This window comes from Streptomyces sp. NPDC002676 (assembly GCF_053592455.1).
Map to the genome: position 1 here is coordinate 268847 of NZ_JBSFVT010000005.1, position 24682 is coordinate 293528.

A 24682-nucleotide genomic window follows, 5' to 3' on the forward strand; every position below is an offset into this window, starting at 1 on the left:
TCACTCCGTCTTCTCTGCGCTGCGGCCGGACGGATCCGGCTGCCCGATCACCGTCGTAGGGCCGGGCGGCTGCCCGGGTATCGCCGCGCGCAACCGCCGTACGGTCGCCTGCGTCAGGGACTCGTCGGGGTCGCGCTCCATACGGCGCACGACGTTCAGCAGCCGCTCCGCTTCCCCGGTGCTGCTCACCAGCCGGGGCAGGAAGTGGCACAGGGTGTCCAGCAGTTCGGCGTCGTCGTCCGCCCGACGCATCCATTCGGCGAGGGACCACTCGAGATCGGCACGCCAGCGCGCGGTGTCCAGCCCGCACCACACCAGGTCGGCCAGCATGCGGACGTCGTTGATCCGTGCCGCGAGCAGGGCGGCGATCAGCGGCCAGTCGAGGTGGCTCTCCAGCTCGGGGACGCTCCCCAGCCCCCACAGGCCCGAGGTGCGCTGCCAGACCAGCCGGTCCACGGTGTACAGGGCCAGGTTGCGGCGGCTTTGCCGGCGGTCGCCCAGCCAGGCGCCCAAGCGCCGCAGCACCGTGTCCGGCTCGGTCCCGGCCAACAGCCGCGCCACGCTGTGCGAGGAGTTCACCAGCAGGTCCCAGTCCTCCCGGTTGACCAGCCGACCCAGTTCGTCGAGGGAGGCGGAGACCGAGGGCTCCACCGTGCCGTACCCGTGGACGAAGGCCGCCGTGTGGAGCAGCGCCATGTCGTCCTGCCGCGCCCAGGCGCGTACCTCCTCCCGCACGACGCGCCGGACCGCGTCGTCGAGAGCCGCTGCCCGGGCGAGTGCCGTGGCGGCCGCGATGCGCTGGAGGAGAGAGTCGCCCGACGCCATCGGGACCAGCACCTGGTGGAGGACGTCCGGGTAGTCGAGGGTGCACAGGGTGCCGGCCGTGAGCGCGGCCGGGATCCACACCATCGGACGGGAGTCGTCGCACTGGGTGCGCAGCCAACGGCACAGCGGGCCGCGCGCGTTGTGGTACTCGTTCCAGACGTGGGACAGCACGGCCCAAGAAAGGGCGCGTCCCTGCAGCCGCACCTTGCGGGTCTCGATCTCGCGACCGTCGTAGTGGACCGTGCCGGTGAAGATCTCGGCTCGTGCGGCCGCCAGCCGGGACTGGCGGTGGTCGTGGAAGACGGCGCGTCCCGGCCGGCCCTCGGGGTCCAGGGTGAGCGCGAACTCCCAGGCCAGCTGCTCCGCCGCCTCGGCGGCCACGCTGTAGGGGGAGCCGTTGTAGACGGCCAGTGCGGTACGGAAGGCCGCCTGCCGGGTCGCCGCCGCCACGGCGTCACGGTTGCGCGGGGCGGTCCGTCCGGTGGCGGCGAACCACATCTGCGCCTGCTGCGGGCAGAAGGCGCGCAGGGCGGCGAGGAGTTCGTCCTCCCCGGTCTCGCCGCGCAGGTGCGCGACCAGCAGCCGGGCCAGCGTCTCGACCTCGTGCGGGCGCAGCCGGTCCAGACCCGTCACGTCCACCACGTCCTGCCGCCGGGACAGGGCCAGCGCCCGCTCCAGTCCCTCCTCGTCGGCATGCCCCAGCAGGGACACCAGATGCTTGCGCAGCATGCCGTCGGCGGACGGCGGCCGGAACAGCCGGCCGTAGCGTCCGCGCAGCAGCTCGTCGGCGAAACTGCCCGCGTCGACGACGAGTACGGCGTAGGCGTCGCGCCGCTTGAGCAGGTCGCTGAGCCGGTCCAGGTGCAGCTCGGCGGGGCGCTCGGTGCCACGCCGGCGCTCCTGATCGCGGCTGTCGTCCTTGGGGTGGTGGTCGTCGGCGAACAACTCGTCGCCGCTGATCGCCACGTGGTAGCCGTGCTCCGCCTCCAGGTCGGTCTCGGTGATCCGGTCCAGTTCGGTGCGCGGGTCCATCCGCTCGACGCGGCCGTGGGTGACCGCGTCGAGCAGGGACAGCGCCGCGTACGCGCGCCCGGTTCCCGGGTCGCCGCACAGCGCGATCAGGCGCTGCTGCCCGAGGAGTTCGAGCAGTTCCGCATGGTCGGGCGGCTCCTCGAAGACCAGGCGCAGCCGCCGCAGCTCGTCCCGGGGCACGGCCCCGGACACCAGGCGGGGGACGTCGGCCCCGGTGCCGTAGTGGTGATGGTGGTCGCCCAGGTTCACATCGCCGCGGCTGCCGTCGACGATGGCGTTGCGCCCGTACACGTCGAAGTTGGCGAGCGTCTGCTGTACGGCGTCGAAGGCGCCGACCGCCCCCTGGTCGCCGAGCGGGCCGCTCCTTGCATGGCCGTCCCCGCGGCCGGGCGGGCCGCCGCCGGCCTTGCCGCCTGCGCCCTTGCCCCCGCCGTCACCGCCGCCGCCCGTGGTGCCCTTGCCGCCGCCGTCGCCGCTCACGCCGGCTCACCCCCGTCCACACCGTCGTGCACCCGTGTCACGCGCACGCCGTTGATGTCGCCGTGCACCTCTGATCCGTCCACGATCTGATTGGTTCCTCCTTCGCCGACGTGGATCGAGTACTTCGTCGGCCACCGCGGAGGGAGGTCCGGGCCGGGCCGCCGCGCCTCGGCCGGGCCCTCGCGCGGGCCGGGGCGTGGCGGCGTCTCGCCCCGCTCGGGCGCGGGCAGCGGCGGCCGGGTGCGGCGCGGCACGTGGAACCATGCGGTCTCGTCGGTCTCCTTGATCCGCACCCGGTACGGCCAGTAGTGCTCGGGCTCCACGAAACGGCCGCCCTCGGCGACGACCGAGTGGTAGAGGCTGTCGGAGACCACGAGGACCAGGTCGATGGCGTCGTCGGCCTCCAGGACCGCGCGGGCTGGTTCGCTGTCGCACAGCCGGCAGGTCAGGTCCACCGCCCGGCCCACCAGCCCCCGGCCGTCGTGGCTGACGGGACCGCTGTGCATCGCGATCCGCAGCCGCAGCGGGTCGCGCTGTGCCGCGTTGTGCTGACGCAGCCCCTGGTAGACCTCCTCGAGCCAGACCCCGACCAGGAGAGCCGGCGGCACCTGGGGCGCCGGCGCGGCCAGCACCCCGTCGCCGCGATCCTCCAGGTGCAGCAGGTCGCCGCTCACCCCGACCGCGTCGAAGGCGGCCTCGAATGCCTCGTACATTCCCCGGCGCGCCCGGAGCCTGGCCTGCTGTCCCAAGCGCCCGGACCCCTTGAGATCGACGCTCAGCACCAGCCGGTGGACCGCCTCGTGACCGTTCACTTCGCTCCCCCTCGACAACGTTCCGCCACGGACAGAATGACCTCGGCCGCCCGCGCTGTATGTAGCCGTTTACACAAGCCTCGGCAGGGCGTGGGCCGGTCACACGGCGGGGCCCGCCGGCGGGACGCCGTCCCCGGCGAGCAGCCGCAGCGGTTCGACGTCGGTGACGACCAGGTTCCGGGTGGCGGTGCGCACAATGCCGCGCTCCCGCAGGACGCGCAGCGCCTTGGCAACCGCCTCGCGGGTGGAGCCGACGGAGGCCGCGAGATCGTGCTGAGGCAGCGGCAGGTCGATGGTGACGCTGCCATCGGGGTTGGGGCGCCCGGCCCGGTCGGTGAGTTCGAGCAGCCGCGTCGACAGCCGTTGGAGCACATTCTCCGAGGCGAGCGAGCGGCGTTCGCCGTCGGCACTGCGCAGCCGGGAACTGAGCTGCCGGAGCACCAGGGCACCGACCGCGGGGTTGCCTGCGAGGAAGCCGCGGAACCGGTCGCCGGGAATCACCACGGCGTCCACCTCGCCCAGCGCGGTCACCGTGGCGCTACGCGGCCGACGGTCCATCGCCGACTGCTCGCCGACCAGTTCACCGGTGCCGCGCAACGCAAGGATGACCCGGCCCCCGCGCTCGGTCTCCACGAAGACCACGGCCCAGCCGCTCAGGATCGCGACCACGTACGAGGTGGTGGACCGCTCGGAGAGGAGCGCCTCGCCGGCGCCGTAGCGACGCGGGACACCCAGCGCCAGCAGGGCCGCCCGGTCCTGAGGCCGTAAGGCATCGAGGAGGGGCTGTTCCTCTTCCATGAGACTCAACGTGACCGCTCCTGACCAACGCCGACCTGGAATGCCATCGCACGATCGCCAACCTCGCGAGAATTTAACGGAGTTGGGCCTGGCTAGCCTGAAGTGGGCACGCGGTTGCACACCGACTGGAGCCAGGTCAGGTCCTTGGCCTGGCTCAGGGAGTCCAGGTTCTTCAGCAGGGCGTCCAGGTGTCCGGGGTGCGCGAGGAAGTCGAGGACCGCCTCCGTGAAGGCGTCGCGGACTTTGGGTGGCATGGCGTCCGAGGCGTCGAAGCAGTGGACGGCCTGTTTGTCGAGGAGGGTGGCGGACAGGGAGCGGTGCCAGGCGGACTCCGGCGCGGTCTTTCCCGTGGTGGTGCCGGTGCTGCGCCTGGGCTGGGCCGAGGCCGCGACGGAGAACCCGGTCTCCCTGGCGTTCCAGGCCCGTTGGGCGTCGGCGGAGGCGAGGTAGCGGATCAGCTTCTTGGCCTGCGGGGTGGCGTTGAGCAGGGCGACAAGGTCGCCGCCGACCTCCCAGGCGTTGTCGGCGGTGGCGCCGTGGATCAGCCGGGACGAGGGCTCGTACCGGCCGTCGACCTGCTGCCAGCGCGGCTGGTGACGGACGTACGACGCCTGGTGCTCCAGCGTGCACCCGGGTGGGAACGGACTCTTGTAGCTGGTCTTCAGGATCGGCAGGACGTTCTCTCCGCCCGCGTCGACCGTCTTCCCCCAGGTCCTCCAGGCCAGTTTCATCGGCGTCGACTGCCAGATGTTCTGTTCCCCGCTCGCCCACCGCTCATAGAAGTCCGGGCCGTTCTGCTGGAGGACGATGTCCTCGATCCAGTCGGTGCCGGGCCAGCCGCTGGTGGCGCCGGATCCCATGCCGAGGCACCACTTGCCGGGCTGCTTCGCGTCCGTTCGGCGCTGCTGTTCGCTCATGTCCCCCGGGTACCAGACGATGCTCTTCAGGTCGGCCTTGAGTGGGAACCAGTACAGGTGCCCGTTCAACTGCGTGGCCCAGGACGCGCTGAACTCGTGGCGCGGGACGAGGCCTTCGAGAGGCTGCAGTACCTTCTGGTCCTTCTGCCCGGCGTAGGCGGCCAGTTCGCCGGGGCCGGTCAGCACCACGATGTCGGGCGGGGTGCCCGCCTCCACGTCGGCGCTGAGGACCTCGCTCTCGGCGGAGCTGCCCTGGTAGTCGACGTGGATGTGGTACTTGCGCTCGAAGGGTTTGATGACCGCTTCCTTGAAGTTCCCCTCCTCGGTCCCCTCCCAGTTGGCCAGCAGGGTGACGGTCGGCTCCTGCCGGAGGGCGCGTACGCCGAGCGCGACGGCCGTCGCCAGCACGGCCAGGCAGATCCCCAGCACGGTGAGGGTGCGCGCGTGGCGGCGCCAGAAGGTCGGGGCGGCCGGCTCAGGGCCGCTGCGCCGGGCGCTCACCGGGGCCTGAACCGGTAGTCGTTGATGTGCTTCCACAGTCCCGTCCGGGCCAGCGCCATGAGCAGGAGCCCTCCTATCACGATCCACACCGTGGCCGCCGCGTGGAAGCCGGTGTCCGCCAGGTACGAGGCGGTATGGCGCCCCGCTGTGCGAATGTCCTGCTGCCTGGTCAGCGGCTGGTCGAGCGCGCTGCGCGTGTGCGCCATCCCCTGGTGGGTCCAGACCGTGAACGCCACCAGGATCGTGCATCCGACCGTCAGCAGGAGCCCGGCGGACAGGATGGGGATGTTGTACCTGCGCCGGAAGCGGCGGCGCAGGAAGAGCTGGGTCTCAGCCAGGGCCGCGGCGAGGGTGAGGACCAGCAGCGCGGTCACGCTCCAGCCGAGCCACAGCAGCGGGCCGAACGAGGTCTGGCGTCGCACCGCGGCCCGCTGCTTGGACCGCAGCTCCGTCAAGCGGGTCTGGATCCCGGAGTCGGGTGCCCCGAGGACGCTGCTCGCGTAACTGAGGTACGCCTTCTGCAATACGCTGTCCTCGGCGTGCAGTTGGGCCTGTTGGACCATGCCGGTGTAGACGGTGATCAGCCCGGTGATCGTCTGCACGGCCTGCCGGCCCGGCGCTCCGCCGGCGCCGTCCGCCGCCGCGGCGGCGAGGCTCTGGTGCGCGACCGCGATCTGCTTGCGGAACTCGCGGGTCGACGCCGTCGCCCCGGCTTCCCTCCCGGCCTCGGCGAGCGCGAACCGTGCGGTGTCGAGGGCGAGTACGGCCGGCGCGCTGGAGGTCCGCAGCGGGCGGGCATCGCCGTGCACGCCGTCGTAGGAGAGAAGCAGCGACAGGGTCAGCAGGGCGGACAGGGCGAGCAGCAGCCGGTGCCGTACGGCGAGGTCGTGCGCGGTGGTGCTGCCCTCCTCGGGCGGGTGCCGCCGTACGCCCGGCAGGCGGCCGAGGAGCCGCGGCCACGCGGCTCGTGCGCGGCGGCCGGCCGCAGGGATGTCCGTCTCGACGTGCGTCCGGACGCTCATGAGGACGGCTCCCTCAGCAGCCGTCCGCAGTCGCCCCCGCAGTACACGGAGTCCGCGGGGCCGAGCCACTCGCAGTCCGGGCACTCGATGAGGTCGCCCGCCGCGGCCGGGCCGGGGTCGCCGGCGCCGGGCGGTGCAACCGGCGCCGGCCTGGCAGCGGCCGGCTGGTGCGGGGTGGTCATGGCGCTGGACAGGATGAGGTGCTGCCAGTCGACGTCCTTGAGGCCGGCCCGGATCCGACCGCTGCCCGGCCCGTCCTCGACCCGGCGCAGCGCGTCCAGCAGGTGGGCGTCGCCGAGTTCGGCGGCGAGCGCCAGCGCCCGCGCCAGCTCCCGGTCGGCCGCCGGGCCCTCCGTGCGCAGCCAGGCCCGGTACGCCCGCGCCACGGCGGCGCTCGCCTGCTGGTACTGCTCGTGCCTGCGGACCCCGGGATGCTGCCGGGAGGCGTCGAGCGGGTTGGCGGTCCAGCGCACCAGGACGGGCTTCGGGGCGGGCAGCCGTACCGGCCGCTGGAAGTCGGGTACGACGACCTCCACGGCGGCGAGCTGGAGGTCCTCGCCGATCGGGCGGCCGGGCGGGTCGGCGGCGAGGATCACCTGGTACTGCCGTACCTCCTCGCTCCAGGCGCGGGTGACGTACTCCGTGCCGCGCCCGCCGTCGGCCGCGGTGGTGGCGAGCAGGTCGTGCTCCATCGGCACCACCTGCTTCATCCGGCGGATCACCGTGCCGGGTGTGGGGGTGAGCCGGATGCGCAGTTCGGGGATGGTGGTGCCGACCATTCCGTGCACCAACTCCTCGTAGGCTGCGGTCAGTTCGGATTCCTCTCGGACCGCGCCGGCCCGGCCGTGCAGCCGCCGGGCGATGCGTTTGAGCAGTTCGGCGTCCCAGTCGTCGCCGATGCCCCAGGCGTCGCAGACGAACCGGTCCTCGCACGCGTCGAGGGCGCGGTCCAGGGTCATGTCGGCCCGGTGGTCGTGCTCGTTGCGCCCGTCGGTGAGCAGCAGGACGTGTTTGATGGGGGCGGACTGCTCGCTCAGCAGCCGCCGGGCCAGGTCCAGCCAGGTGCCGATGGCGGTGCCGCCGTCCGCGTCCAGGATCCGTACGGCCCGCTCGGCGGCGGCGCGTTCGGCGGGTCCGGCGACGGCCATCTCCGCGCCGCCGGGTCCGGGGTGGACGACGGTGGCGTCGAACCGTCCGGAGAGCACGGCGAAGGCGGTGCCCTCGGGCAGCAGCCGGACGGCCGCGACGGTGGCGTCCTTGGCGGCGTGCAGTTTCGCCGCGGGGTGGAGCATCGAGCGCGAGGTGTCGACGATCAGCACCTCGGCGAGGGCGGGCCCGGCCCCGCTCGCGGGTGCGGCGGCGGTCTCCGCGCCGCCACCGCTGATGCCGCTCTCCCCGCCTCTGACGCCGATCTCCAGGATGGCGTGCATCTCGCGGTCGCGGGGCTGTCCGGCCGCGGTCGGCAGGGCGGGCAGCTCCTTCTGCTGGCCGACCGCGAGGGTCACCTCGATCGGTCGGTCCATCACTGCGGCTCCCTCGCACGGCTCGTCATCGGCTCGGCTTCCCTCGGTTCGCTGGGTCAGATCTTGCTCATGGGGCGGACGGCGTGCGCCAGGTCGAGCAACCGGCCGTGGTCGCCCGCGGTGCGGGCCTGCGCCGCCAGCTGCCGGAAGGAGTGCTCCAGCAGGGTGCGCAGCCTGTTCTCGGTGCCGTCGCCCAGCAGGTCCCCGCGCGGCAACTCCGGTCCCCAGCCCGCTTCCGGACGGCTGTGCAGGGCGTTCTCGCGGATCTCGGCGACCAGCCGGGCCTGTGACTCGCCGTCGTCCAGGTCGAGTTCGGTCAGCCGTCGGGCCGCGTCCCGCAGGTCCGTCACCGAGGGCGGGCGGCCGTCCAGGTGGCCGGCGCGGATCCGGACGGCCGCGATCCGGGCGGCGTCATAGTGCCGGGAGGTGGCGGGGACGTCGTCGAGGACGCGTACGGCGGCGTCCCGGTCGTGGCCGGCGAGGTGGCCGCGGGCCAGCCCGAAGGCGGCGGCGGTGTGGGCGAAGCTCCGGTTCCACACGGCCTCGTAGAAGAGCATCGACGCGGACGTCCGCTTCCTGCTGTCGCGTTCGGCGCAGTAGCCGAGGGCCAGCTTGGGCACGTACTCGCCGGGCAGCGCGCGGTAGACGGCGTCGAAGCAGCCGCCGGCCTCCTCCTGGCGCACCTCGTCCTTGCTCAGGTGCAGAACGCCGCGGTGCCAGGCGATCCGCCAGTCGTGGGCGGCGGCCCGCTCCCCGAGCTGGGTCTCGGCCTCGGCGAGCCAGCGCTCGGCCTCGTCCTGCTCGCCGTGGCGGAGATAGGTGCGGCACAGCCACAGCGCGGTCTCGGGGGTGCCGAGGCGGGACTCGCGCCGCCATTGCAGGGCGACCCGGTCGGGGGCGTCGGGCGGGAAGGTGCCGAGCAGCAGGGCGGCGCCGTCGACCGGGTCGGGCCGGGGTTCGGGGAGGGCGCCGGCGACCTCGGCGGCGGCGGGCGGGGAGACGTCCAGCGCGGCGGGCCGGCCGGCCGGGCGGGCGGTCCAGTGGGCGAGGGCGGGGATCGCGCCGAGTCCGGCGTCGAGGCTGGCCTCGGTGGCACGGAACCGGGCGGAGGCCTCGGGCAACTGCTCGCCGAACTGGAGGGAACGGAACTCCCTGAGGACTTCCCAGAGTTGGCGGGACATCTCGGCGGCTGACCGGAACCGGGCGCGGGGTTCGGCGTGGGTGGCGCGGGCGATCAGCCGGTGGAAGGAGTCGGAGGCGAGGCCGCGGGCGGGTTCGGTGCCGTGGGCCAGGGCCGAGAGGGTCATGCCGACGGTGTACAGGTCGCTGTCGACATGCCAGCCGCGGCTCTCGATCTCCTCCTTCGGCGGGGCGTAGGCGCTCGTGTACACATAGGTGGAGGTGCGGTCGCCGATCGTACGGACCGCGCCGAGGTCGATGACCTTGACGGCCCGGCCGAAGTGGATGACGTTGGCGGGCGACATGTCGCAGTAGAGCAGTCCGCGTTCGTGCATGTACTCGAGAGCGCCGAGGATCTTGCAGCCGTAGCTGAGGACGTGGTCGAGGCGGGGGCGGCCGTGGAAGATCCGTTCGACGTCGTCGGCGCCGAAGAGCTTCTGCAGGGTCCGGCCGCCGATGTAGTCCATGACCAGGTAGCCCGTGGGCGGCCGGCCGGGGGCCTGGTGCTCGACGGAGGTGATGATGCGGACGATGTCGGGGTGGTGCAGGTCGGTGAGGGAGCGGCGTTCCTCGACGGCGTTGCGGCGGGCGAGCGCGTCGTTGGCGTTGATGAGGCCCTTGAGGACGACGTGGTGGCCGTCGGCACGGGTGTCCTCGGCGAGGTAGATCCAGCCGAGGCCGCCGTGTGCGAAGCAGCCCAGGACCCGGTAGTGGTCCTCGACGACGTCGCCCTGCTTCAGCTGGGGCAGGAAGGAGTAGGGGGTGCCGCAGCGGCGGCAGCGGCCGGTGGCGCGGTCGGGCTGGCCGCCGTAGCCCTTGCCGACGATCTCGTCGCAGCCGTCGGCGCCGCAGCGGCGGCCGTTCTCGGGCGGCTGGGGGTCCTCGACCAGCACATCCTCGGGGGCGGGGACGGGGACGTCGGGCAGTACGACCAGTCCGTGCTGGTCGAGTTCGCCGACGCCCGCGACGACGTGGACGGGCGCCGGGCCGGGAGACTCCTCGGTGGCGGTGGCGGTGGCGGTGACGGGCGGCGGGGGCGGCACGGTGTGCGGGTCGGGCTGGCGGTGCCCGCAGGTGTCGCAGTAGCCGGTGCCCATGATGTGGCCCGCGCAGCCGGGCCGGACGCACGATGTCATGGGGTGTCCTCCTCGCCCGGTGCGATGCCGGAGCAGTAGGCGATGAACCGCCCGGCCGCCGCCTCGGCCTCGTCGACGTCGCAGGGGGCCTGGCCCAGCAGGGACAGGGCGAATTCGTAGTACTCGTACGCCTCCATGAGGTCGTCGTCCCGTCCGGCGGCGCGTTCCTTGTACAGCGGCCATGCGGCCCTGACGCGGCCGAGGAGTTCGTCGCGCCGGTGCAGCCGGGCGTCGAGGGCGGCGATCGCCTGTTCCAGGCGCCGGCGGCGGCGTTCGGCGGCGTCTTCGAAGGTGAACAGCAGGTCGGCGCGGCGAGGTTCGCGGTCCTGTTCGGAGCTGTGGGCGGTCCAGGCGCGCAGCATCCGGGTGCGCCGGACGCCTGCCGCGGCCCGTTCCAGCAGCTGCGCGGTACCGGGGGCGGGCAGCACGCGGTCCCGGCGTGCGTCGAGCGCGGGGCCCAACTCGTCGATGATGCAGTCGAGTTCGGCGTCGATCCGGTCCCAGCGGTCGCGCAGCGGACGGTCCACGAGGGCCGCGGCGGCCTGGTCGGCATGCCCGCCCGGGCGACGGAAGACGAGCAGCAGGCGAGCGCCCTGCCGGGCGAACCGGTCCAGCAGGCCGAGCAGGGCGTCGGGGTCGGCGGCCTGGTCGACGCCGACGAGGACGGCGGCGAGCGATCCCCGCAGGGCACCGAGCCGTTCGGGGCGCGGGTCGTCGCGGATACCCAGCCGCTCGGCGATCCGGTCGAGGAAGTGATGGACCGTCAGATCCTTGACGTCCAGGGCGAGGTCGTGGCCGCCTGCCGGGGGTACGGTCTCGGGCGGGTCGTGGCCGAAGGCGCTGGTGTTCTCCTGGGTCCGTAACTCACGGTCGGCCAGTGTGATCGCGCGTTTCAGGGTCCAGGCGCGGTTGCCGCGGGCGGGGACGACGGTGACGAGCACCGGCCAGCCCTCGCCACGGAACCAGGAGGCGAGTTCGGTGGCGAACGGCACGTCGAGTTCACCGGTGGTGCCGGTCGCGCCGGTGCGCAGGCTCGCGGAGACGGCCTCGGCGCCGTCGGTCCAGTCGGCGACCTGCCGCAGATGGCTGAGGATGGTCTCGGTGGGGCTCATGTAGCTGAACACCGACTCCGGTCCCTCGTCCACGCTGAGGACGATGCCGATGACCTTGTCGGTGCCGTGGTCGACCACCGCCCCGCCGCTGAAGCCGGGGGCAGCCAGTTCGCCGTGGGTCGGCGCCCGCAGCTGCACCTGGCTGTCCCGGCCGCGGGGGGCGACCAGGGTGGCACCGTGCCAGCGGCCCCCGTCGCTGCCGGACGGGAAGCCGTACATGCTCACGGGCCCGTAGGGGGTGGCCAGCCGGCTGAGCCGGGTGGTGTGCCGGGCGGACATCGGTTCGGCCAGGCGCAGCAGGGCGACGTCGCCGATGTGGTCGCCGAACTCGTCCACCCGCTGCGGCACGTGCTCGTCCGCGGTGGCGCTGGCGGCGACTCCGGGGACGCCGGGGATGCCGACGAAGTGGACGACGTAGGGCCGGCCGGGGCTGACGACATGGGCCGCGGTGAGCACCCGGTCGGGGGCGAGCAGGACCCCGGCGCCGAGGACCCGCCCGTCCGGTTCTTCGATGCGGGCGATCCAGGGCGGCGTGCGTAACCGCGTCGTGACGGCTCGCTCCCCCGTGCGCGTCATGGCACCCGAGGCTACTCCCCGTACTCCTCTCGTACCACTGGCGTGCACGGAGTTCCGCGGTACCGACCGGCCGCCCGCGCCTGCTGACCGTTCCGGTACCGGACGCGCCCGGTTTCGTACGGCGCGGTGTCCGCGCGGGCTCACCGCCCGTGCGGGCCCGGTGTCCGTGTGCGCTCAGTGCCCGTGCGGCGCGTGCAGCAGGTGCAGTACGTCGGCGTCGGTCAGCTGCCCGAAGTCGTCGTACCACTGGCCGACGGCGGCGAAGCCTCTCGGCCGGTGCGGGCAGACCACCAGGTCGGCCTCGGCGGCGAGCCGGTCGACGGAGTCCGGGGCGCCGACCGGGACGGCCAGGACGACCCGGGCGGGATCCCGGCGCCGGACATGGCGCAGGGCGACACGGGCGGTGGCGCCGGTGGCCAGCCCGTCGTCGACGACGATCACCGTGCGGCCGGCGAGGTCGGGCGGCGGGCTCTCGCCCCGGTAGACCTCCTCGCGCCGGTGCAGCTCACGCCGTTCCCGCTCCACGGCCGGGGCGAGGGAGGCCTCGGTCAGTCCGAGCATGTCGAGGGTGTCGGGGTCGAGGAACGGCGGATCGTCGTCGGCGAGCGCGCCGACGGCGAACTCCTGGTGGTGCGGGGCGCCGATCTTGCGTACGACGAGCACGTCGAGCGGGGCGTTCAGAGCCCTGGCGATCGGCTCGGCCACGGCGATCCCGCCCCGGGGCAGGGCGAGCACGACCGGGTCGGCCAGGTCTCCCCTGTCATGCAGTTCCCTCAGCAGTCCGGCAAGTTCCCGGCCGGCTTCGGCGCGGTCCCGGAAGCGCATGGTCGTCCTCCTCCGCGGGGCCCCTCATTCCATGGTGCTACGGCGACGGCGCTCTCGGGGGGAACTGCATCTACCATCTATACACTGTGTGTATAGATGCGGCATGTCTCTTTGGATCAAGCAGACCGGGCAGACCGGGAAAACTCCTCAGGCGCCCAGAAAGATGTGCGAACGGCGCCGAAGGTTGCGTCCGGCCGCGCTCGCCTCGGCCGCGGTCTGCCTCGCGCTGACGCTGTCCGGCTGTGCGGAGGTCGACACGACCTCGCGGTGCCCCCTCTGGGGGAGCATCGCACTGACCTTCGACGCGGGGCCCAGCGAGAACTCGGCGCGGCTGCTCGACATCCTGAAGGAGAAGAAGGTCCCGGCGACCTTCTTCCTGCTCGGCAAGCGGCACACCGAGAAGTACCCGGAGCTGGTCAAGCGGATGGCCGCCGAGGGCCACGAGGTCGCCAGCCACACCTGGGACCACAAGATCCTCACCCGGATCTCGGACGACCGGATACGCGGGGAGCTGCAACGGCCGGACGACGCGATCGAGCGGCTCACCGGGCGCAAGCCCACGCTGATGCGCCCGCCGTAGGGCCGTACGGACTCCAACGTGCACAAGACAGCCAAGGAGCCGGGCCTGGCCGAGGTGCTGTGGAGCGTGACCGCGTGGTGTACCGGCCCTGACCTCCCGGATCGCACCTCGGACGTGGATCAGAAGACGACCGTCCAGCCCTCCCGAGCCGCCTGCTCGGCGGTGTACGAGACGCCGTGGACCTTGAGGCCGGACGCGTCGAGGAGGGTGATCTCGCCGCCGTGGTTGCCGAGTTGGGTGCCGTCGGTGAGGGGGACAGTGAGGAAGGCGCCCGCCGCGAGGGGTGCCGCGGCCGGGACCGGGGAGCCCTCGCCGAGGCGGCTCACCAGACGCCAGCCGGTCAGATCGACGGAGGCCGGGGAGGCGTTGAGGAGGGTGACGGTCTCCGCCTCGGGGGCGGGGCCCTGCGGGTTGACCAGCGCTGCCACGATCCGCAACGGCTGCGCGCCGGGTTCGGGGCGGCTGCCGTCGGTGTCGTGCAGGGTGTGGCCGGTGGTGTCGTCCGTGTGCCAGGACTGACCCTGGAAGGCGAGGAAGATGCCGACCCAGCGGGCCTGGCCAGGGAAGTGCAGCAGCAGCCCGCCGTCCTGCCAGACGCCGTCGTCGCCGGTGAAGCGCCCGCTGTTGCCCTGGTTCATGTGGATGTCGTGCACGCCGTTGCCGGGCAGGAAGCCGAACACCTTGTCCCTGACGTTCGGTTCGGGGCCGAAGCGGGCGCCGAAGAGGTACAGGCGGGCGTCCGGGTCGTCGATGGCGCGCTGCACATAGTGGTCGAGAAGGTCGGCGAGGTCGTTGTCGGGTCCCGCGGCGTCCGGCGGGAGCGTGCGCATCTGGGCCGGGTCGAAGAGGTTGCCGCGCACGAAGTCCAGGTTGGGTCCGCCGGGGCCGGGCGGCAGCGCGTTCCAGCCGCCGGACAGGCTCTCCAGGCGGGCGGTGACCGGGTGCCGGAAGTCGTCGGCGACGAGGTAGAGCAACTCGGAAGGCTGCTCCTGGGACAGTACGTTGACCGCGGCGCGGTAGTGCGTGCCCTGGCCGTCGGTGAGGTGGATCTGGTAGTGCGGCGTGTCCTTGGCGCCCTCGCGTCGGGTGTCGACGGCGCGGGCGATCAGGACTCCGTACGTCTTCAGCGGCATGGTGATCAACTCCCCCTTGCGGTGGGCTGGTTGTTCGGCCCACGGAGGCAGGGTAGAAGGCCGGCAGCGTCCCGCCGCACCGTGCACCGACTGTTCCTGAGTACGACTCCTCGTGGACACCCGGCTGCGCCGACAGAGTGAGGCGGGTGTGAACGCGCAGGTGACCGGCGGGAATTGCCTACGATCGTGCCGTGCCGACCTTTTCCTTCGAACGCACGGCCCCGCTTCCGCTCGACGAGGCGTGGCGCCGGCTCACCGAGTGGCCCCGCCATGCCGATGTGGTCCCGCTGACCAGAATCATCGTAATCACGTCCGCGCCGACCCGCGAGGGCACGCGGTTCGTGGCCCGTTCGGGCCTCGGGCCGCTGACCTTCGACGACGTGATGGAGGTGACGGTCTGGCGTCCGCCCGCCGACGACGAGCCGGGGCTGTGCCGACTGGAGAAGCGCGGGCGGCTGGTGCGGGGCTGGGCTCAGATCGAGGTCCGGCCGGGGCCCGTGGGCCGTAGCCGGGTGGTGTGGCGCGAGGAGCTGCGGTTCCGCTTCCTGCCGGGCTGGTGCGACGGCCTGGTGGCACGGGTGGGCCGTACGGTGTTCGGACGGGCCGCGAACCGGCTGCTGCGGACGGCGTGAACGCCTGCTGAGGACCGCACACAGGAGGGCCGGGGCCGCGTACAGGAGGACCGGGGGGCTGCGTACAGGAGGGCCGGGGGCCGCGGAGCCGTTCAGTCCTTGCGGCCCGTCACGGCGACCGTCACGCCCAGGCCGATCATCGTCAGCCCGCCGGCCCCGCCGACCGCGGACAGCCGCCGCGGGGAGCGGGCGAACCAGTCGCGGGCGGCCGAGGCGACCAGTCCCCAGAGGCTGTCGGAGGCCAGCGCGATGGCGTTGAAGACCAGGCCGAGCAGGAGCAGCTGCGCCGGGACGTGCCCCTGCTCGCGGTCCACGAACTGGGGCAGTACGGCGGCGAAGAACACCATGGTCTTGGGGTTCGCCACACCGACCGCGAACCCCTCCCACAGGGTGCGCAGACTGCCGTGCTGCAGCGCCCCGGAGTCGGTGAACGCCTCGCGCAGCGAGCCGCGCCGCCGCCAGGCCTTGACGCCGAGGTACATGAGGTAGGCGGCGCCCGCGAGCTTCAGCGCGGTGAAGACCAGGACCGAGCGCTCCACGACCGAGCCGATGCCGAGGGCCACGGCCGCGACGAGCGTGTAGGCGCCGATCGTGTTGCCGACGACGGTGGTCAGCGCGGCGCGCCGCCCGTGGGCCAGCGCCCGCCCGACCACGAAGAGCACGCTGGGGCCGGGGATCACGATCAGCAGGGAGGACAGGGCCGCGAAGGCGAGCAGCCGGTCGGTGGACACCATGGGCTCATGCAAGCACAGGGCTGCCACCGCCCGGCAAGCCGTTTTCCTCAGGCCACCGACTCGATCCGCCCCACCCGCTGGGCCGCCGTGTCGTGGTGGATCGGGGTGTGCGCACCGGTCAGCGACACCCCGCTGCCGCCCCGCCGGGCCGCGACGATCTCCGCGGCGATCGACAGGGCCGTCTCCTCCGGCGTACGGGCGCCGAGGTCCAGGCCGATCGGGGAGCGCAGCCGGGCCAGCTCCAGCTCGGTGACACCGACCTCGCGCAGGCGCAGGTTGCGGTCGAGATGGGTGCGCCGGGAGCCCATCGCACCGACGTAGGCGACCGGGAGGCGCAGGGCGAGCCGGAGCAGCGGTACGTCGAACTTGGCGTCGTGGGTGAGGACGCACAGGACGGTGCGGCCGTCGACCTCGGTGCGCTCCAGGTACTTGTGGGGCCACTCGACGACGATCTCGTCGGCCTCGGGGAAGCGGGTCCTGGTGGCGAAGACGGGCCGGGCGTCGCACACCGTGACGTGGTAGTTCAGGAACTTGCCGACACGGACCAGCGCCGAGGCGAAGTCGATCGCGCCGAAGACGATCATGCGGGGGGCGGGGACGGAGGACTCGACCAGCACGGTGAGGGGCGCGCCGCAGCGCGAGCCCTGTTCGCCGATCTCCAGGGTGCCGGTGCGGCCGGCATCCAGGAAGGCGGCGGCCTCGGCGGCGACGGTGCGGTCTAGCTCGGGGTGGGCGCCGAAGCCGCCGTCGTAGGAGTCCTCGGGGGAGCCGTCGGGGCGGACCAGGAGGGCGCGGCCCATGAGTTCGGCGGGGCCCGAGACGATCCGCGCGACCGCCGCCGCCTGTCCACGGGCGGCGGCGGCCAGCGCGGTTGCGAGCACCGGCCGGGCGGGACCGTCCGCCCGGACCGGGGTGACCAGGATGTCGATGATGCCGCCACAGGTCAGGCCGACGGCGAACGCGTCCTCGTCGCTGTACCCGAAGCGTTCGAGGACGGTCTCCCCGTCCTCCAGCGCCTGCCGGCACAGCTCGTACACGGCCCCCTCCACGCACCCGCCGGAGACCGAGCCGATGGCCGTGCCGTCGGCGTCCACCGCGAGGGCGGCGCCGGGCTGGCGCGGTGCGCTGCCGCCGACGGCCACCACGGTGGCGACGGCGAAGTCACGGCCCTGCTCGACCCACCGGTTCAGCTCCTCGGCGATGTCCAGCATCTCTCGGTCTCCTAACGGGGTTACGTGGACGAGGCGTTGACCGGTCCGGCTACTTCACGCCGAGCCAGGCCTCGATGGGATGGAGTGCGAAGTAGATCAAAAAGATGACCGTCAGACCCCACATGAATGCCCCGATCTCACGGGCCTTGCCCTGGGCCACCTTGATGGCCACGTAGGAGATGACGCCCGCGGCGACACCGGTGGTGATGGTGTACGTGAACGGCATCAGGACGACGGTCAGGAAGACGGGGATCGCGGTGGCCCGGTCGGCCCAGTCCACGTGCCGTGCGTTCATCATCATCATGGCGCCGATGACGACGAGGGCCGCGGAGGCGACCTCCTGGGGGACGACCGCGGTCAGCGGGGTGAAGAACAGGCCGGCCGCGAACAGCAGACCCGTGACGACCGAGGCGAGACCGGTGCGGGCGCCTTCGCCGACGCCGGTGGCGGACTCGATGAAGACGGTCTGGCCGGAGCCGCCCGCGAGGCCGCCGATCGCGCCGCCGGCGCCGTCGATGAACAGCGCCTTGGACAGGCCGGGCATCCGGCCCTTGTCGTCGGCCAGCTCGGCCTCGGTGCCGACGCCGATGATGGTGGCCATGGCGTCGAAGAACCCGGCGAGCACGAGCGTGAAGACGATCATGCCGACGGTCATCGCGCCGACCTTGCCCCAGCCGCCGAACTCGACGTGTCCGAAGAGCGAGAAGTCGGGCATCGAGACGGCGCTGCCGTGCAGTTCGGGGGCGCCGCCCGCCCACTGCTCGGGGTCGATGACGCCGGCGCCGTTGAGGACGGCGGCGACGACGGTGCCGGAGACGATGCCGATCAGGATGGCGCCGGGGACGTTCCGCGCCTGGAGCATGAAGATCAGCAGCAGGGTGCCGGCGAAGAGCAGCACCGGCCAGCCGGTGAGCTGGCCCGCGGGGCCGAGGCTGACCGGGGTCGCCTCGCCCTTGTGCACGAAGCCGGACTTGTAGAGACCGATGAAGGCGATGAACAGGCCGATGCCCATGGTGATGCCGTGCTTGAGCGCGAGCGGGATCGCGTTCATGATCATCTCGCGTAGGCCGGTGACGACCAGCAGCATGATGACCACGCCGTACATCACGCACATACCCATGGCCTGAGGCCAGGTCATCTGCGGGGCGACCTGCGAGGACAGCACGCCGGAGACGGAGAGGCCGGCGGCGAGCGCGAGGGGGACCTTGCCGACGAAGCCCATCACCAGCGTGGTGAAGGCCGCCGCGAGCGCGGTCGCGGTGATGAGCGCCTTCTGCCCGAGCGTGTCGTGGTGCGCGTCCTTGCCGGACAGGATGAGCGGGTTGAGCAGGAGGATGTAGGCCATCGCCATGAAGGTGGTGACGCCGCCGCGCACCTCACGCGCGACCGTGGATCCTCTGAGGGATATGTGGAAGTACCGGTCGAGCCAGGACCGACCTGCGGGGACGCGGCTGCCATCGCCGGCGTCGTCGCTTGCGGTCCTCGGCTCCACTGACTGCTGGGTCATGGTGCCATCTCCCAAGGTTCACAGGGGCACCCGTGCAACCGCCTTGACGGCCACGGGATTTGGGAATGGACGACCCGGGGGACGGCCCGAGACGAACGAATTTCCTGGTACTTCAAGGACCGCGAGCGGTGCGGAACTCAAAGGGGGTTCCTCCGGGCGGCGCGGCGGAGTGTGTGACGTTCCCTCACGCCGCCCGGAGAGCTGGGGTGTTACGCGGTCCCCGTGAGGTGCTCGGGCCGAACCGGAGTGCGGTTGAGCTCCAGCCCCGTCGCGTTCCGGATCGCCGCGAGGACGGCCGGGGTGGACGACAGGGTCGGGGCCTCGCCGATGCCGCGCAGCCCGTACGGGGCGTGCTCGTCGGCGAGTTCGAGCACGTCGACCGGGATGGTCGGCGTGTCGAGAATCGTGGGGATCAGGTAGTCCGTGAAGGAGGGGTTCCTGACCTTGGCGGTCTTCGGGTCGACGATGATCTCCTCCATCACCGCCACGCCCAGGCCCTGGGTGGTGCCACCCTGGATCTGGCCGATGACGGAGAGCGGGTTCAGCGCCTTGCCGACGTCCTGGGCGCAGGCCAGCTCGATCACCTTGACCAGGCCGAGTTCGGTGTCGACCTCGACGACGGCGCGGTGTGCGGCGAAGGAGTACTGGACGTGGCCGTTGCCCTGGCCGGTGACCAGGTCGAAGGCCTCGGTCGGCCGGTGCCGCCACTCCGCCTCGATCTCCACGGCCTCGTCGCCGAGGACGTCGACCAGGTCGCCGAGGACCTCGCCGCCGTCGGTCACCACCTTGCCGCCCTCCAGCAGGAGTTCGGCCGTGGCCCAGGCCGGGTGGTAGGTGCCGAACTTGCGCCGGCCCAGCTCCAGGACGCGCTCGCGGACGAGTTCGCAGGCGTTCTTGACGGCACCGCCGGTGACGTACGTCTGCCGGGAGGCCGAGGTCGAACCGGCGCTGCCCACCTGGGTGTCGGCCGGGTGGATGGTCACCTGGGTGACGCCGAGCTCGGTGCGGGCGATCTGCGCGTGGACGGTGACACCGCCCTGGCCGACCTCCGCCATCGCGGTGTGCACGGTGGCGACCGGCTCGCCGCCGATGACCTCCATGCGCACCTTGGCGGTGGAGTAGTCGTCGAAGCCCTCGGAGAAGCCGACGTTCTTGATGCCGACCGCGTAGCCGACCCCGCGTACGACGCCTTCGCCGTGCGTGGTGTTGGACAGGCCGCCGGGCAGCTGCCGTACGTCGGCGCCCTCGCTGGACTCCCACTGGCGCTCGGGCGGCAGCGGCATCGCCTTGATGCGGCGCAGGAGTTCGGCGACCGGGGCCGGGGAGTCGACCGGCTGCCCGGTCGGCATGATGGTCCCCTGCTCCATGGCGTTCAGCCGGCGGAACTCCACCGGGTCCATGCCGAGTTCCTTCGCCAGCTTGTCCATCTGCGCCTCGTAGGCGAAGCACGCCTGGACCGCGCCGAAGCCGCGCATGGCGCCGCAGGGCGGGTTGTTGGTGTAGAGGGCGATGGCCTCGATGTCGACGTCGTCGACGACGTACGGGCCGACGGAGAGCGAGGAGGCGTTGCCGACGACCGCCGGGGAGGCGGAGGCGTAGGCGCCGCCGTCCAGGACGATCCTGCACTTCAGGTGCGTGAGCTTGCCGTCCTTGGTGGCGCCGTGCTCGTAGTAGAGCTTGGCCGGGTGCCGGTGGACGTGTCCGAAAAAGGACTCGAACCGGTTGTAGACGATCTTCACCGGCTTGCCGGTGCGCAGCGCCAGCAGGCAGGCGTGGATCTGCATCGACAGGTCCTCGCGACCGCCGAAGGCGCCACCGACGCCGGCCAGCGTCATGCGCACCTTCTCCTCGGGCAGGCCGAGGACGGGCGCGATCTGGCGCAGGTCGGAGTGCAGCCACTGGGTGGCGATGTAGAGGTGGACGCCGCCGTCCTCCTCGGGCACGGCGAGGCCGGACTCGGGGCCGAGGAAGGCCTGGTCCTGCATGCCGAAGGTGTACTCGCCCTTGACGATGACGTCAGCGCGCCTGGCGGCCTCGTCCGCGTTGCCGCGGACGATCGGCTGGCGGTGGACGATGTTCGGGTGCGGGACGTGCCCGGCGTGGTGGTCGTCGCGGCCCTCGTGGACGAGGATCGCGTCGGGCGCGGTCGCGGAGGCCTCGTCGGTGATGACGGGCAGCTCCTTGTACTCCACCTTGATCTTGGCGGCGGCGCGCCGGGCCGTCTCCGGGTGGTCGGCGGCGACGATCGCGACGGGCTCGCCGTGGTGGCGTACCTTGCCGTGCGCGAGGACCGGGGTGTCCTGGATCTCCAGGCCGTAGTTCTTCACCTCGGTGGGCAGGTCGTCGTACGTCATGACGGCGTAGACACCCGGCGTCGCGAGGGCTTGGCTCGTGTCGATCGAGACGATCTCGGCGTGCGCGACGGTGGAGCGCAGGATCTGGCCCCACAGCATGTCCTCGTGCCACATGTCGGACGAGTACGCGAACTCACCGGTGACCTTGAGGATGCCGTCCGGGCGGAGGGTGGACTCGCCGATGCCGCCCTTGGTCTGTGAACCCTGCGTGATCTTCGTGGGAGCGCCGTTGGTCGGCATGCTCAGACCCCCTCGGACTGGCGGGCCGCGGCGAGGCGCACCGCGTCCATGATCTTCTCGTAGCCCGTGCAGCGGCACAGGTTGCCCGACAGTGCCTCGCGGATGTCCGCGTCGCTCGGGTTCGGGTTGTTCTCCAGCATCTCGTCGGCGGCGACGAGCAGACCCGGGGTGCAGAAGCCGCACTGGACGGCGCCGGCGTCGATGAACGCCTGCTGGATCGGGGACAGTTCGGTGCCCTCGCCGGTCTGGGAGTCGGTGCCCTTGGCCTGCCACTGCTGGGCGGCCTGGAGGGACGTACCGCAGGCGCCGGTCGCGCAGCCGCTCTCGGCGCGCTGCTTGGCGTAGTCCGCGAGGCCCTCCACGGTCACGACCTCGCGGCCCTCGACCTGGCCGGCCGCGACCAGGCAGGAGCAGACCGGGACGCCGTCCAGGCGCACGGTGCAGGAGCCGCACTCGCCCTGCTCGCAGGCGTTCTTGGAGCCGGGCAGGCCGAGGCGCTCGCGCAGGACGTACAGCAGGGACTCGCCCTCCCAGACGTCGTCGGCCTCCTGCGGACGTCCGTTCACGGTGAAGTTGACGCGCATTACGCAGCTCCCTCAGATGCGCGGCGGGCGCCGCGGTACGACTCCCAGGTCCAGGTGAGCGTCCGGCGGGCCATCACGCCGACCGCGTGGCGGCGGTAGCTCGCGGTGCCCCGGACGTCGTCGATCGGGTTGCAGGCGGCGGAGCACAGGTCCGCGAACTGCTTGGCGACCGACGGGGTGATGATCTTTCCGTTGTCCCAGAAGCCGCCCTCTTCCAGGGCCGCGTTCAGGAAGTCCTCGGCGGCCTTGGCCCGCACGGGGGTGGGGGCGGCGGAGCCGATGCCGGTGCGGACCGTGCGGGTCTCGGGGTGCAGGGCGAGCCCGAACGCGCACACGGCGATGACCATGGCGTTGCGGGTGCCGACCTTCGAGTACTGCTGCGGTCCGTCCGCCTTCTTCACGTGCACGGCGCGGATCAGCTCGTCGGGCTGGAGCGCGTTGCGCTTGACGCCCGTGTAGAACTCGTCGATCGGGATGAGCCGGGTGCCGCGGGCCGCCGACGCCACCTCGACCTCCGCGCCGGACGCGAGCAGAGCCGGGTGGGCGTCACCGGCGGGCGAGGCCGTGCCGAGGTTGCCGCCGACGCCGCCGCGGTTGCGGATCTGCGGGGAGGCGACCGTGTGCGAGGCGAGCGCGAGGCCCGGCAGCTCGGCACGGAGGCTTTCCATGATCCTGGTGTACGGGACGGAGGCACCGAGCCGTACGGTGTCCTCGCCGACCTCCCACTCGTAGAGGTCGCCGATGCGGTTGAGGTCGAGGAGGTACTCGGGCCGGCGGTGGTCGAAGTTGATCTCGACCATCACATCGGTGCCACCCGCAATCGGCACAGCGGTGGGGTGCTCGGCCTTCGCGGCGAGCGCCTCCTCCCAGCTGGCGGGGCGAAGGAAGTCCATGACCGGCTCTCTTCTTCGTCTCGTGGGTCGTTCAGATTGAGCCAATCCGTGTGCGGCGGGCCCGGCTCGTTCATGTCCTGTTAACGCGGAGTGGAGCAAGTACACCGCTCCGTACTCCGGCGGGGTCAGTCACCGAAACCATGAAGGAGTTGGCTGGCCAGGGCGATCGTCTTGTAGATTCGTATGAACAGAGGCCCTCGGTAACCTCTCAGTTTTCCTGGGGAAACACAGGAAACAGCCCGGCGACCTCGCAGGACGGCCCGTGCGCCCCCGCACTGGACCCCTTTCCTGTCCCCCACCGAGATTCATCGTAGGTTTCGAGACAAAGAACGGCGGCGACGAGATGCGGCTGCGCGCACTGCTGGACACCGATGCGCTGGGCCTGCGGCTGCTCGGCGGCGAGGACGAACTGGACCGCACCGTGCGCGGGGTCATGACGACCGACCTGCGCGACCCGAGCCGCTACCTCTCCGGCGGCGAACTGGTGCTGACGGGCCTGGCCTGGCGCCGGGACGCGGACGACTCCGAGCCCTTCGTACGGATCCTGGTGCAGGCCGGGGTGGCGGCCCTCGCGGCCGGTGAGGCCGAGCTGGGCGATGTGCCGGAGGACCTGGTGCTGGCCTGCGCGCGGCACCGGCTGCCGCTGTTCGCGGTGCACGAGTCGGTGGCGTTCGCGACGATCACCGAGCACGTGGTCCGGCAGGTCTCCGGCGAGCGGGCCGGGGACCTCGCGGCCGTGGTGGACCGGCACCGGCGGATGATGACCTCGGGCCCGGCGGGCGGCGGCCCGGACGTGGTCCTGGACCTGCTCGGCACCGACCTGGACCTGCGCGCCTGGGTGCTCTCCCCCACCGGCCGCCTCATCGCGGGCTCCAAGGAGGCGGGCCCGGCACTGCCCCCGGAGACCTGCGCGAAGCTCGCCGCCGAGCACCTGGCCGCCACCCGCACCGGCCGGCGCGGACCGCACCGGGTGCTGCTCGGCGGGGCGACGTACTCCCTCTTCCCGATCCGCTCCACCGGCCGCTCCCCGCAGGCCGCCCGCGACGTGCGCGAGTCGGTGCTGTCGGACTGGCTGCTGGCCGTCGAGGCGGACGCCGGGGACTGGCCGGAGGAGCGCCTCGACCTGCTCCAGGGCGTCACCCAGCTGATCGCCGTCGAGCGGGACCGCAGGGACGCGGCGCGTACCGTGCGGCGCCGGCTCGCGCAGGAGGTGCTGGAGCTGGTGCAGACGGGCGCCGCGCCCGCCGAGATCGCCGCGCGCCTCAGGGTCGCCGCGCCGGTGCTGCTGCCCGGCCTCGGCGCCGCCCCGCACTGGCAGGTGGTCGTGGCCCGGGTCGAGTGGGAGGGCGGCGAGGTCGAGGGCGGCCCGGTCGCCCAGTCGCTGCTGGAGGAGGTCCTGGTCGACCCGCTGGCCACCGGCCCCGAGCCGTCCGACCGGATTGCCGTAGCGCACACCGGCGACGAGGCGATCGCGCTCGTCCCGCTGCCCGCCGTCTCCACCGAGCACGACGGCTCCGAGCGGGGTCTGCTCGCCGACTCCCTGCTCCAGGCGGTGCGGGAGTCGCTGTCGGCGGGCCTGAACGACGACGGGCGGCTGACCCTCGGCGTCAGCGCGGCCGTGCACTCCGCGGAGGGGCTGCGCGGCGCGCTGGAGGAGGCCCGGCACGCCCGCCGGGTGGCCGCGGCCCGCCCCGGCCGGGTCTGCGCGGCCGGCCACCAGGAACTGGCCAGCCACGTCCTGCTGCTGCCGTTCGTCCCCGACGACGTCCGCCGCGCGTTCACCGCGCGTCTCCTCGACCCCCTGAAGGACTACGACCGCCGTCACCGCGCGGAGCTGATCCCCACCCTGGAGGCGTTCCTGGAGTGCGACGGCTCCTGGACCCGCTGTGCCACCCGCCTCCACCTGCACGTCAACACGCTGCGCTACCGGGTGGGCCGGATCGAGCAGTTGACGGGACGGGACCTTTCGCGCCTGGAGGACAAGCTCGACTTCTTCCTCGCGCTGCGCATGAGCTGAGGTCACGGGGGTGCATGGCACCCAGCCCAAGTCACGCCAACCTCACGCCACTTTGTGAA

Annotated in this window: 18 protein-coding genes and 1 pseudogene; 3 read left to right on the plus strand and 16 right to left on the minus strand. The window is 72.4% G+C overall.

Annotated elements, in window-relative coordinates; translation table 11 throughout:
- From ACWD3E_RS17215 to ACWD3E_RS17255, 9 genes are all read right to left on the minus strand, one after another.
- Positions 1–2337, minus strand: a complete 2337-nt coding sequence (locus ACWD3E_RS17215) for a hypothetical protein (RefSeq protein ID WP_451388365.1) — start codon at positions 2335–2337, stop codon at positions 1–3.
- Entirely contained in the window at positions 2334–3149 is an 816-nt protein-coding gene (locus ACWD3E_RS17220; protein ID WP_451388366.1) for a hypothetical protein, read from the minus strand. Before ACWD3E_RS17220 ends, ACWD3E_RS17215 begins: the two co-directional genes overlap by 4 nt.
- Positions 3150–3248: 99 nt before the next feature.
- On the minus strand, positions 3249–3956 hold the full coding sequence (locus ACWD3E_RS17225) for a Crp/Fnr family transcriptional regulator (RefSeq protein WP_451388367.1): 708 nt from the start codon (positions 3954–3956) through the stop codon (positions 3249–3251).
- 83 nt (positions 3957–4039) lie between these two features.
- Positions 4040–5365: an extracellular solute-binding protein gene (locus ACWD3E_RS17230; RefSeq protein ID WP_451388368.1), complete on the minus strand. Its 1326-nt coding sequence runs from the start codon at positions 5363–5365 to the stop codon at positions 4040–4042.
- Positions 5362–6387, minus strand: a complete 1026-nt coding sequence (locus tag ACWD3E_RS17235; protein WP_451388369.1) for a hypothetical protein — start codon at positions 6385–6387, stop codon at positions 5362–5364. Before ACWD3E_RS17235 ends, ACWD3E_RS17230 begins: the two co-directional genes overlap by 4 nt.
- On the minus strand, positions 6384–7910 hold the full coding sequence (locus tag ACWD3E_RS17240) for a VWA domain-containing protein (RefSeq protein WP_451388370.1): 1527 nt from the start codon (positions 7908–7910) through the stop codon (positions 6384–6386). The genes ACWD3E_RS17235 and ACWD3E_RS17240 overlap by 4 nt, the downstream gene beginning before the upstream one ends.
- 56 nt (positions 7911–7966) lie before the next feature.
- Positions 7967–10225 carry a tetratricopeptide repeat protein gene (locus ACWD3E_RS17245; RefSeq protein ID WP_451388371.1) on the minus strand — a complete coding sequence of 753 codons (2259 nt, stop codon included), beginning with the start codon at positions 10223–10225 and terminating at the stop codon, positions 7967–7969.
- Positions 10222–11913 carry a S1 family peptidase gene (locus ACWD3E_RS17250; RefSeq protein WP_451388372.1) on the minus strand — a complete coding sequence of 564 codons (1692 nt, stop codon included), beginning with the start codon at positions 11911–11913 and terminating at the stop codon, positions 10222–10224. The genes ACWD3E_RS17245 and ACWD3E_RS17250 overlap by 4 nt, the downstream gene beginning before the upstream one ends.
- A 174-nt stretch (positions 11914–12087) precedes the next feature.
- The gene (locus ACWD3E_RS17255; RefSeq protein ID WP_451388373.1) at positions 12088–12738 is read right to left on the minus strand and encodes a phosphoribosyltransferase; all 651 of its coding nucleotides are present in this window, start codon (positions 12736–12738) and stop codon (positions 12088–12090) included.
- Between the two features lie 163 nt (positions 12739–12901).
- Between ACWD3E_RS17255 and ACWD3E_RS17260 the strand changes: the two are divergent.
- Positions 12902–13393, plus strand: a pseudogene (locus ACWD3E_RS17260) (polysaccharide deacetylase family protein); the annotation flags it as partial.
- 44 nt (positions 13394–13437) lie between these two features.
- Here ACWD3E_RS17260 and ACWD3E_RS17265 read toward each other — a convergent pair.
- Entirely contained in the window at positions 13438–14451 is a 1014-nt protein-coding gene (locus ACWD3E_RS17265) for a DUF2278 family protein (RefSeq protein WP_451388586.1), read from the minus strand.
- A 191-nt stretch (positions 14452–14642) separates the two neighbouring features.
- Between ACWD3E_RS17265 and ACWD3E_RS17270 the strand changes: the two genes are divergently transcribed.
- The gene (locus tag ACWD3E_RS17270; RefSeq protein ID WP_451388374.1) at positions 14643–15083 is read left to right on the plus strand and encodes an SRPBCC family protein; all 441 of its coding nucleotides are present in this window, start codon (positions 14643–14645) and stop codon (positions 15081–15083) included.
- Between the two features lie 92 nt (positions 15084–15175).
- On the opposite strand, the gene ACWD3E_RS17275 is transcribed toward ACWD3E_RS17270, so the two are convergent.
- The 6 genes from ACWD3E_RS17275 to ACWD3E_RS17300 all read right to left on the minus strand — a co-directional run bounded on the left by ACWD3E_RS17275 (position 15176) and on the right by ACWD3E_RS17300 (position 22606).
- A complete protein-coding gene (locus ACWD3E_RS17275; protein ID WP_451388375.1) occupies positions 15176–15817 on the minus strand; it encodes a LysE family translocator in 642 nt (213 codons plus the stop codon).
- Positions 15818–15864: 47 nt separating this feature from the next.
- Positions 15865–17028 carry an XdhC family protein gene (locus ACWD3E_RS17280; protein ID WP_451388376.1) on the minus strand — a complete coding sequence of 388 codons (1164 nt, stop codon included), beginning with the start codon at positions 17026–17028 and terminating at the stop codon, positions 15865–15867.
- Positions 17029–17077: 49 nt separating this feature from the next.
- The gene (locus ACWD3E_RS17285; RefSeq protein WP_451388377.1) at positions 17078–18535 is read right to left on the minus strand and encodes an NCS2 family permease; all 1458 of its coding nucleotides are present in this window, start codon (positions 18533–18535) and stop codon (positions 17078–17080) included.
- Positions 18536–18744: 209 nt separating this feature from the next.
- The gene (locus tag ACWD3E_RS17290; protein WP_451388378.1) at positions 18745–21129 is read right to left on the minus strand and encodes a xanthine dehydrogenase family protein molybdopterin-binding subunit; all 2385 of its coding nucleotides are present in this window, start codon (positions 21127–21129) and stop codon (positions 18745–18747) included.
- Between the two features lie 2 nt (positions 21130–21131).
- On the minus strand, positions 21132–21713 hold the full coding sequence (locus tag ACWD3E_RS17295; RefSeq protein WP_451388379.1) for a (2Fe-2S)-binding protein: 582 nt from the start codon (positions 21711–21713) through the stop codon (positions 21132–21134).
- Positions 21713–22606, minus strand: a complete 894-nt coding sequence (locus ACWD3E_RS17300; protein WP_451388380.1) for an FAD binding domain-containing protein — start codon at positions 22604–22606, stop codon at positions 21713–21715. Before ACWD3E_RS17300 ends, ACWD3E_RS17295 begins: the two co-directional genes overlap by 1 nt.
- Positions 22607–22949: 343 nt before the next feature.
- On the opposite strand from ACWD3E_RS17300, the gene ACWD3E_RS17305 reads away from it, so the two are divergent.
- A complete protein-coding gene (locus ACWD3E_RS17305; RefSeq protein ID WP_451388381.1) occupies positions 22950–24623 on the plus strand; it encodes a PucR family transcriptional regulator in 1674 nt (557 codons plus the stop codon).
- The last annotated feature ends 59 nt before the right edge of the window (positions 24624–24682 follow it).

What these genes read in the sequence shown, in the direction of transcription:
- ACWD3E_RS17245 (WP_451388371.1), bottom strand. Translation starts at nt 10,225, where the DNA reads ATGACATCGTGCGTCCGGCCCGGCTGCGCGGGCCACATCATGGGCACC.
- ACWD3E_RS17295 (WP_451388379.1), bottom strand. Translation starts at nt 21,713, where the DNA reads ATGCGCGTCAACTTCACCGTGAACGGACGTCCGCAGGAGGCCGACGAC.
- ACWD3E_RS17305 (WP_451388381.1), top strand. Translation starts at nt 22,950, where the DNA reads ATGCGGCTGCGCGCACTGCTGGACACCGATGCGCTGGGCCTGCGGCTG.
- ACWD3E_RS17240 (WP_451388370.1), bottom strand. Translation starts at nt 7,910, where the DNA reads ATGGACCGACCGATCGAGGTGACCCTCGCGGTCGGCCAGCAGAAGGAG.
- ACWD3E_RS17255 (WP_451388373.1), bottom strand. Translation starts at nt 12,738, where the DNA reads ATGCGCTTCCGGGACCGCGCCGAAGCCGGCCGGGAACTTGCCGGACTG.
- ACWD3E_RS17285 (WP_451388377.1), bottom strand. Translation starts at nt 18,535, where the DNA reads ATGACCCAGCAGTCAGTGGAGCCGAGGACCGCAAGCGACGACGCCGGC.
- ACWD3E_RS17280 (WP_451388376.1), bottom strand. Translation starts at nt 17,028, where the DNA reads ATGCTGGACATCGCCGAGGAGCTGAACCGGTGGGTCGAGCAGGGCCGT.
- ACWD3E_RS17275 (WP_451388375.1), bottom strand. Translation starts at nt 15,817, where the DNA reads ATGGTGTCCACCGACCGGCTGCTCGCCTTCGCGGCCCTGTCCTCCCTG.
- ACWD3E_RS17265 (WP_451388586.1), bottom strand. Translation starts at nt 14,451, where the DNA reads ATGCCGCTGAAGACGTACGGAGTCCTGATCGCCCGCGCCGTCGACACC.
- ACWD3E_RS17300 (WP_451388380.1), bottom strand. Translation starts at nt 22,606, where the DNA reads ATGGACTTCCTTCGCCCCGCCAGCTGGGAGGAGGCGCTCGCCGCGAAG.
- ACWD3E_RS17250 (WP_451388372.1), bottom strand. Translation starts at nt 11,913, where the DNA reads ATGACGCGCACGGGGGAGCGAGCCGTCACGACGCGGTTACGCACGCCG.
- ACWD3E_RS17290 (WP_451388378.1), bottom strand. Translation starts at nt 21,129, where the DNA reads ATGCCGACCAACGGCGCTCCCACGAAGATCACGCAGGGTTCACAGACC.
- ACWD3E_RS17235 (WP_451388369.1), bottom strand. Translation starts at nt 6,387, where the DNA reads ATGAGCGTCCGGACGCACGTCGAGACGGACATCCCTGCGGCCGGCCGC.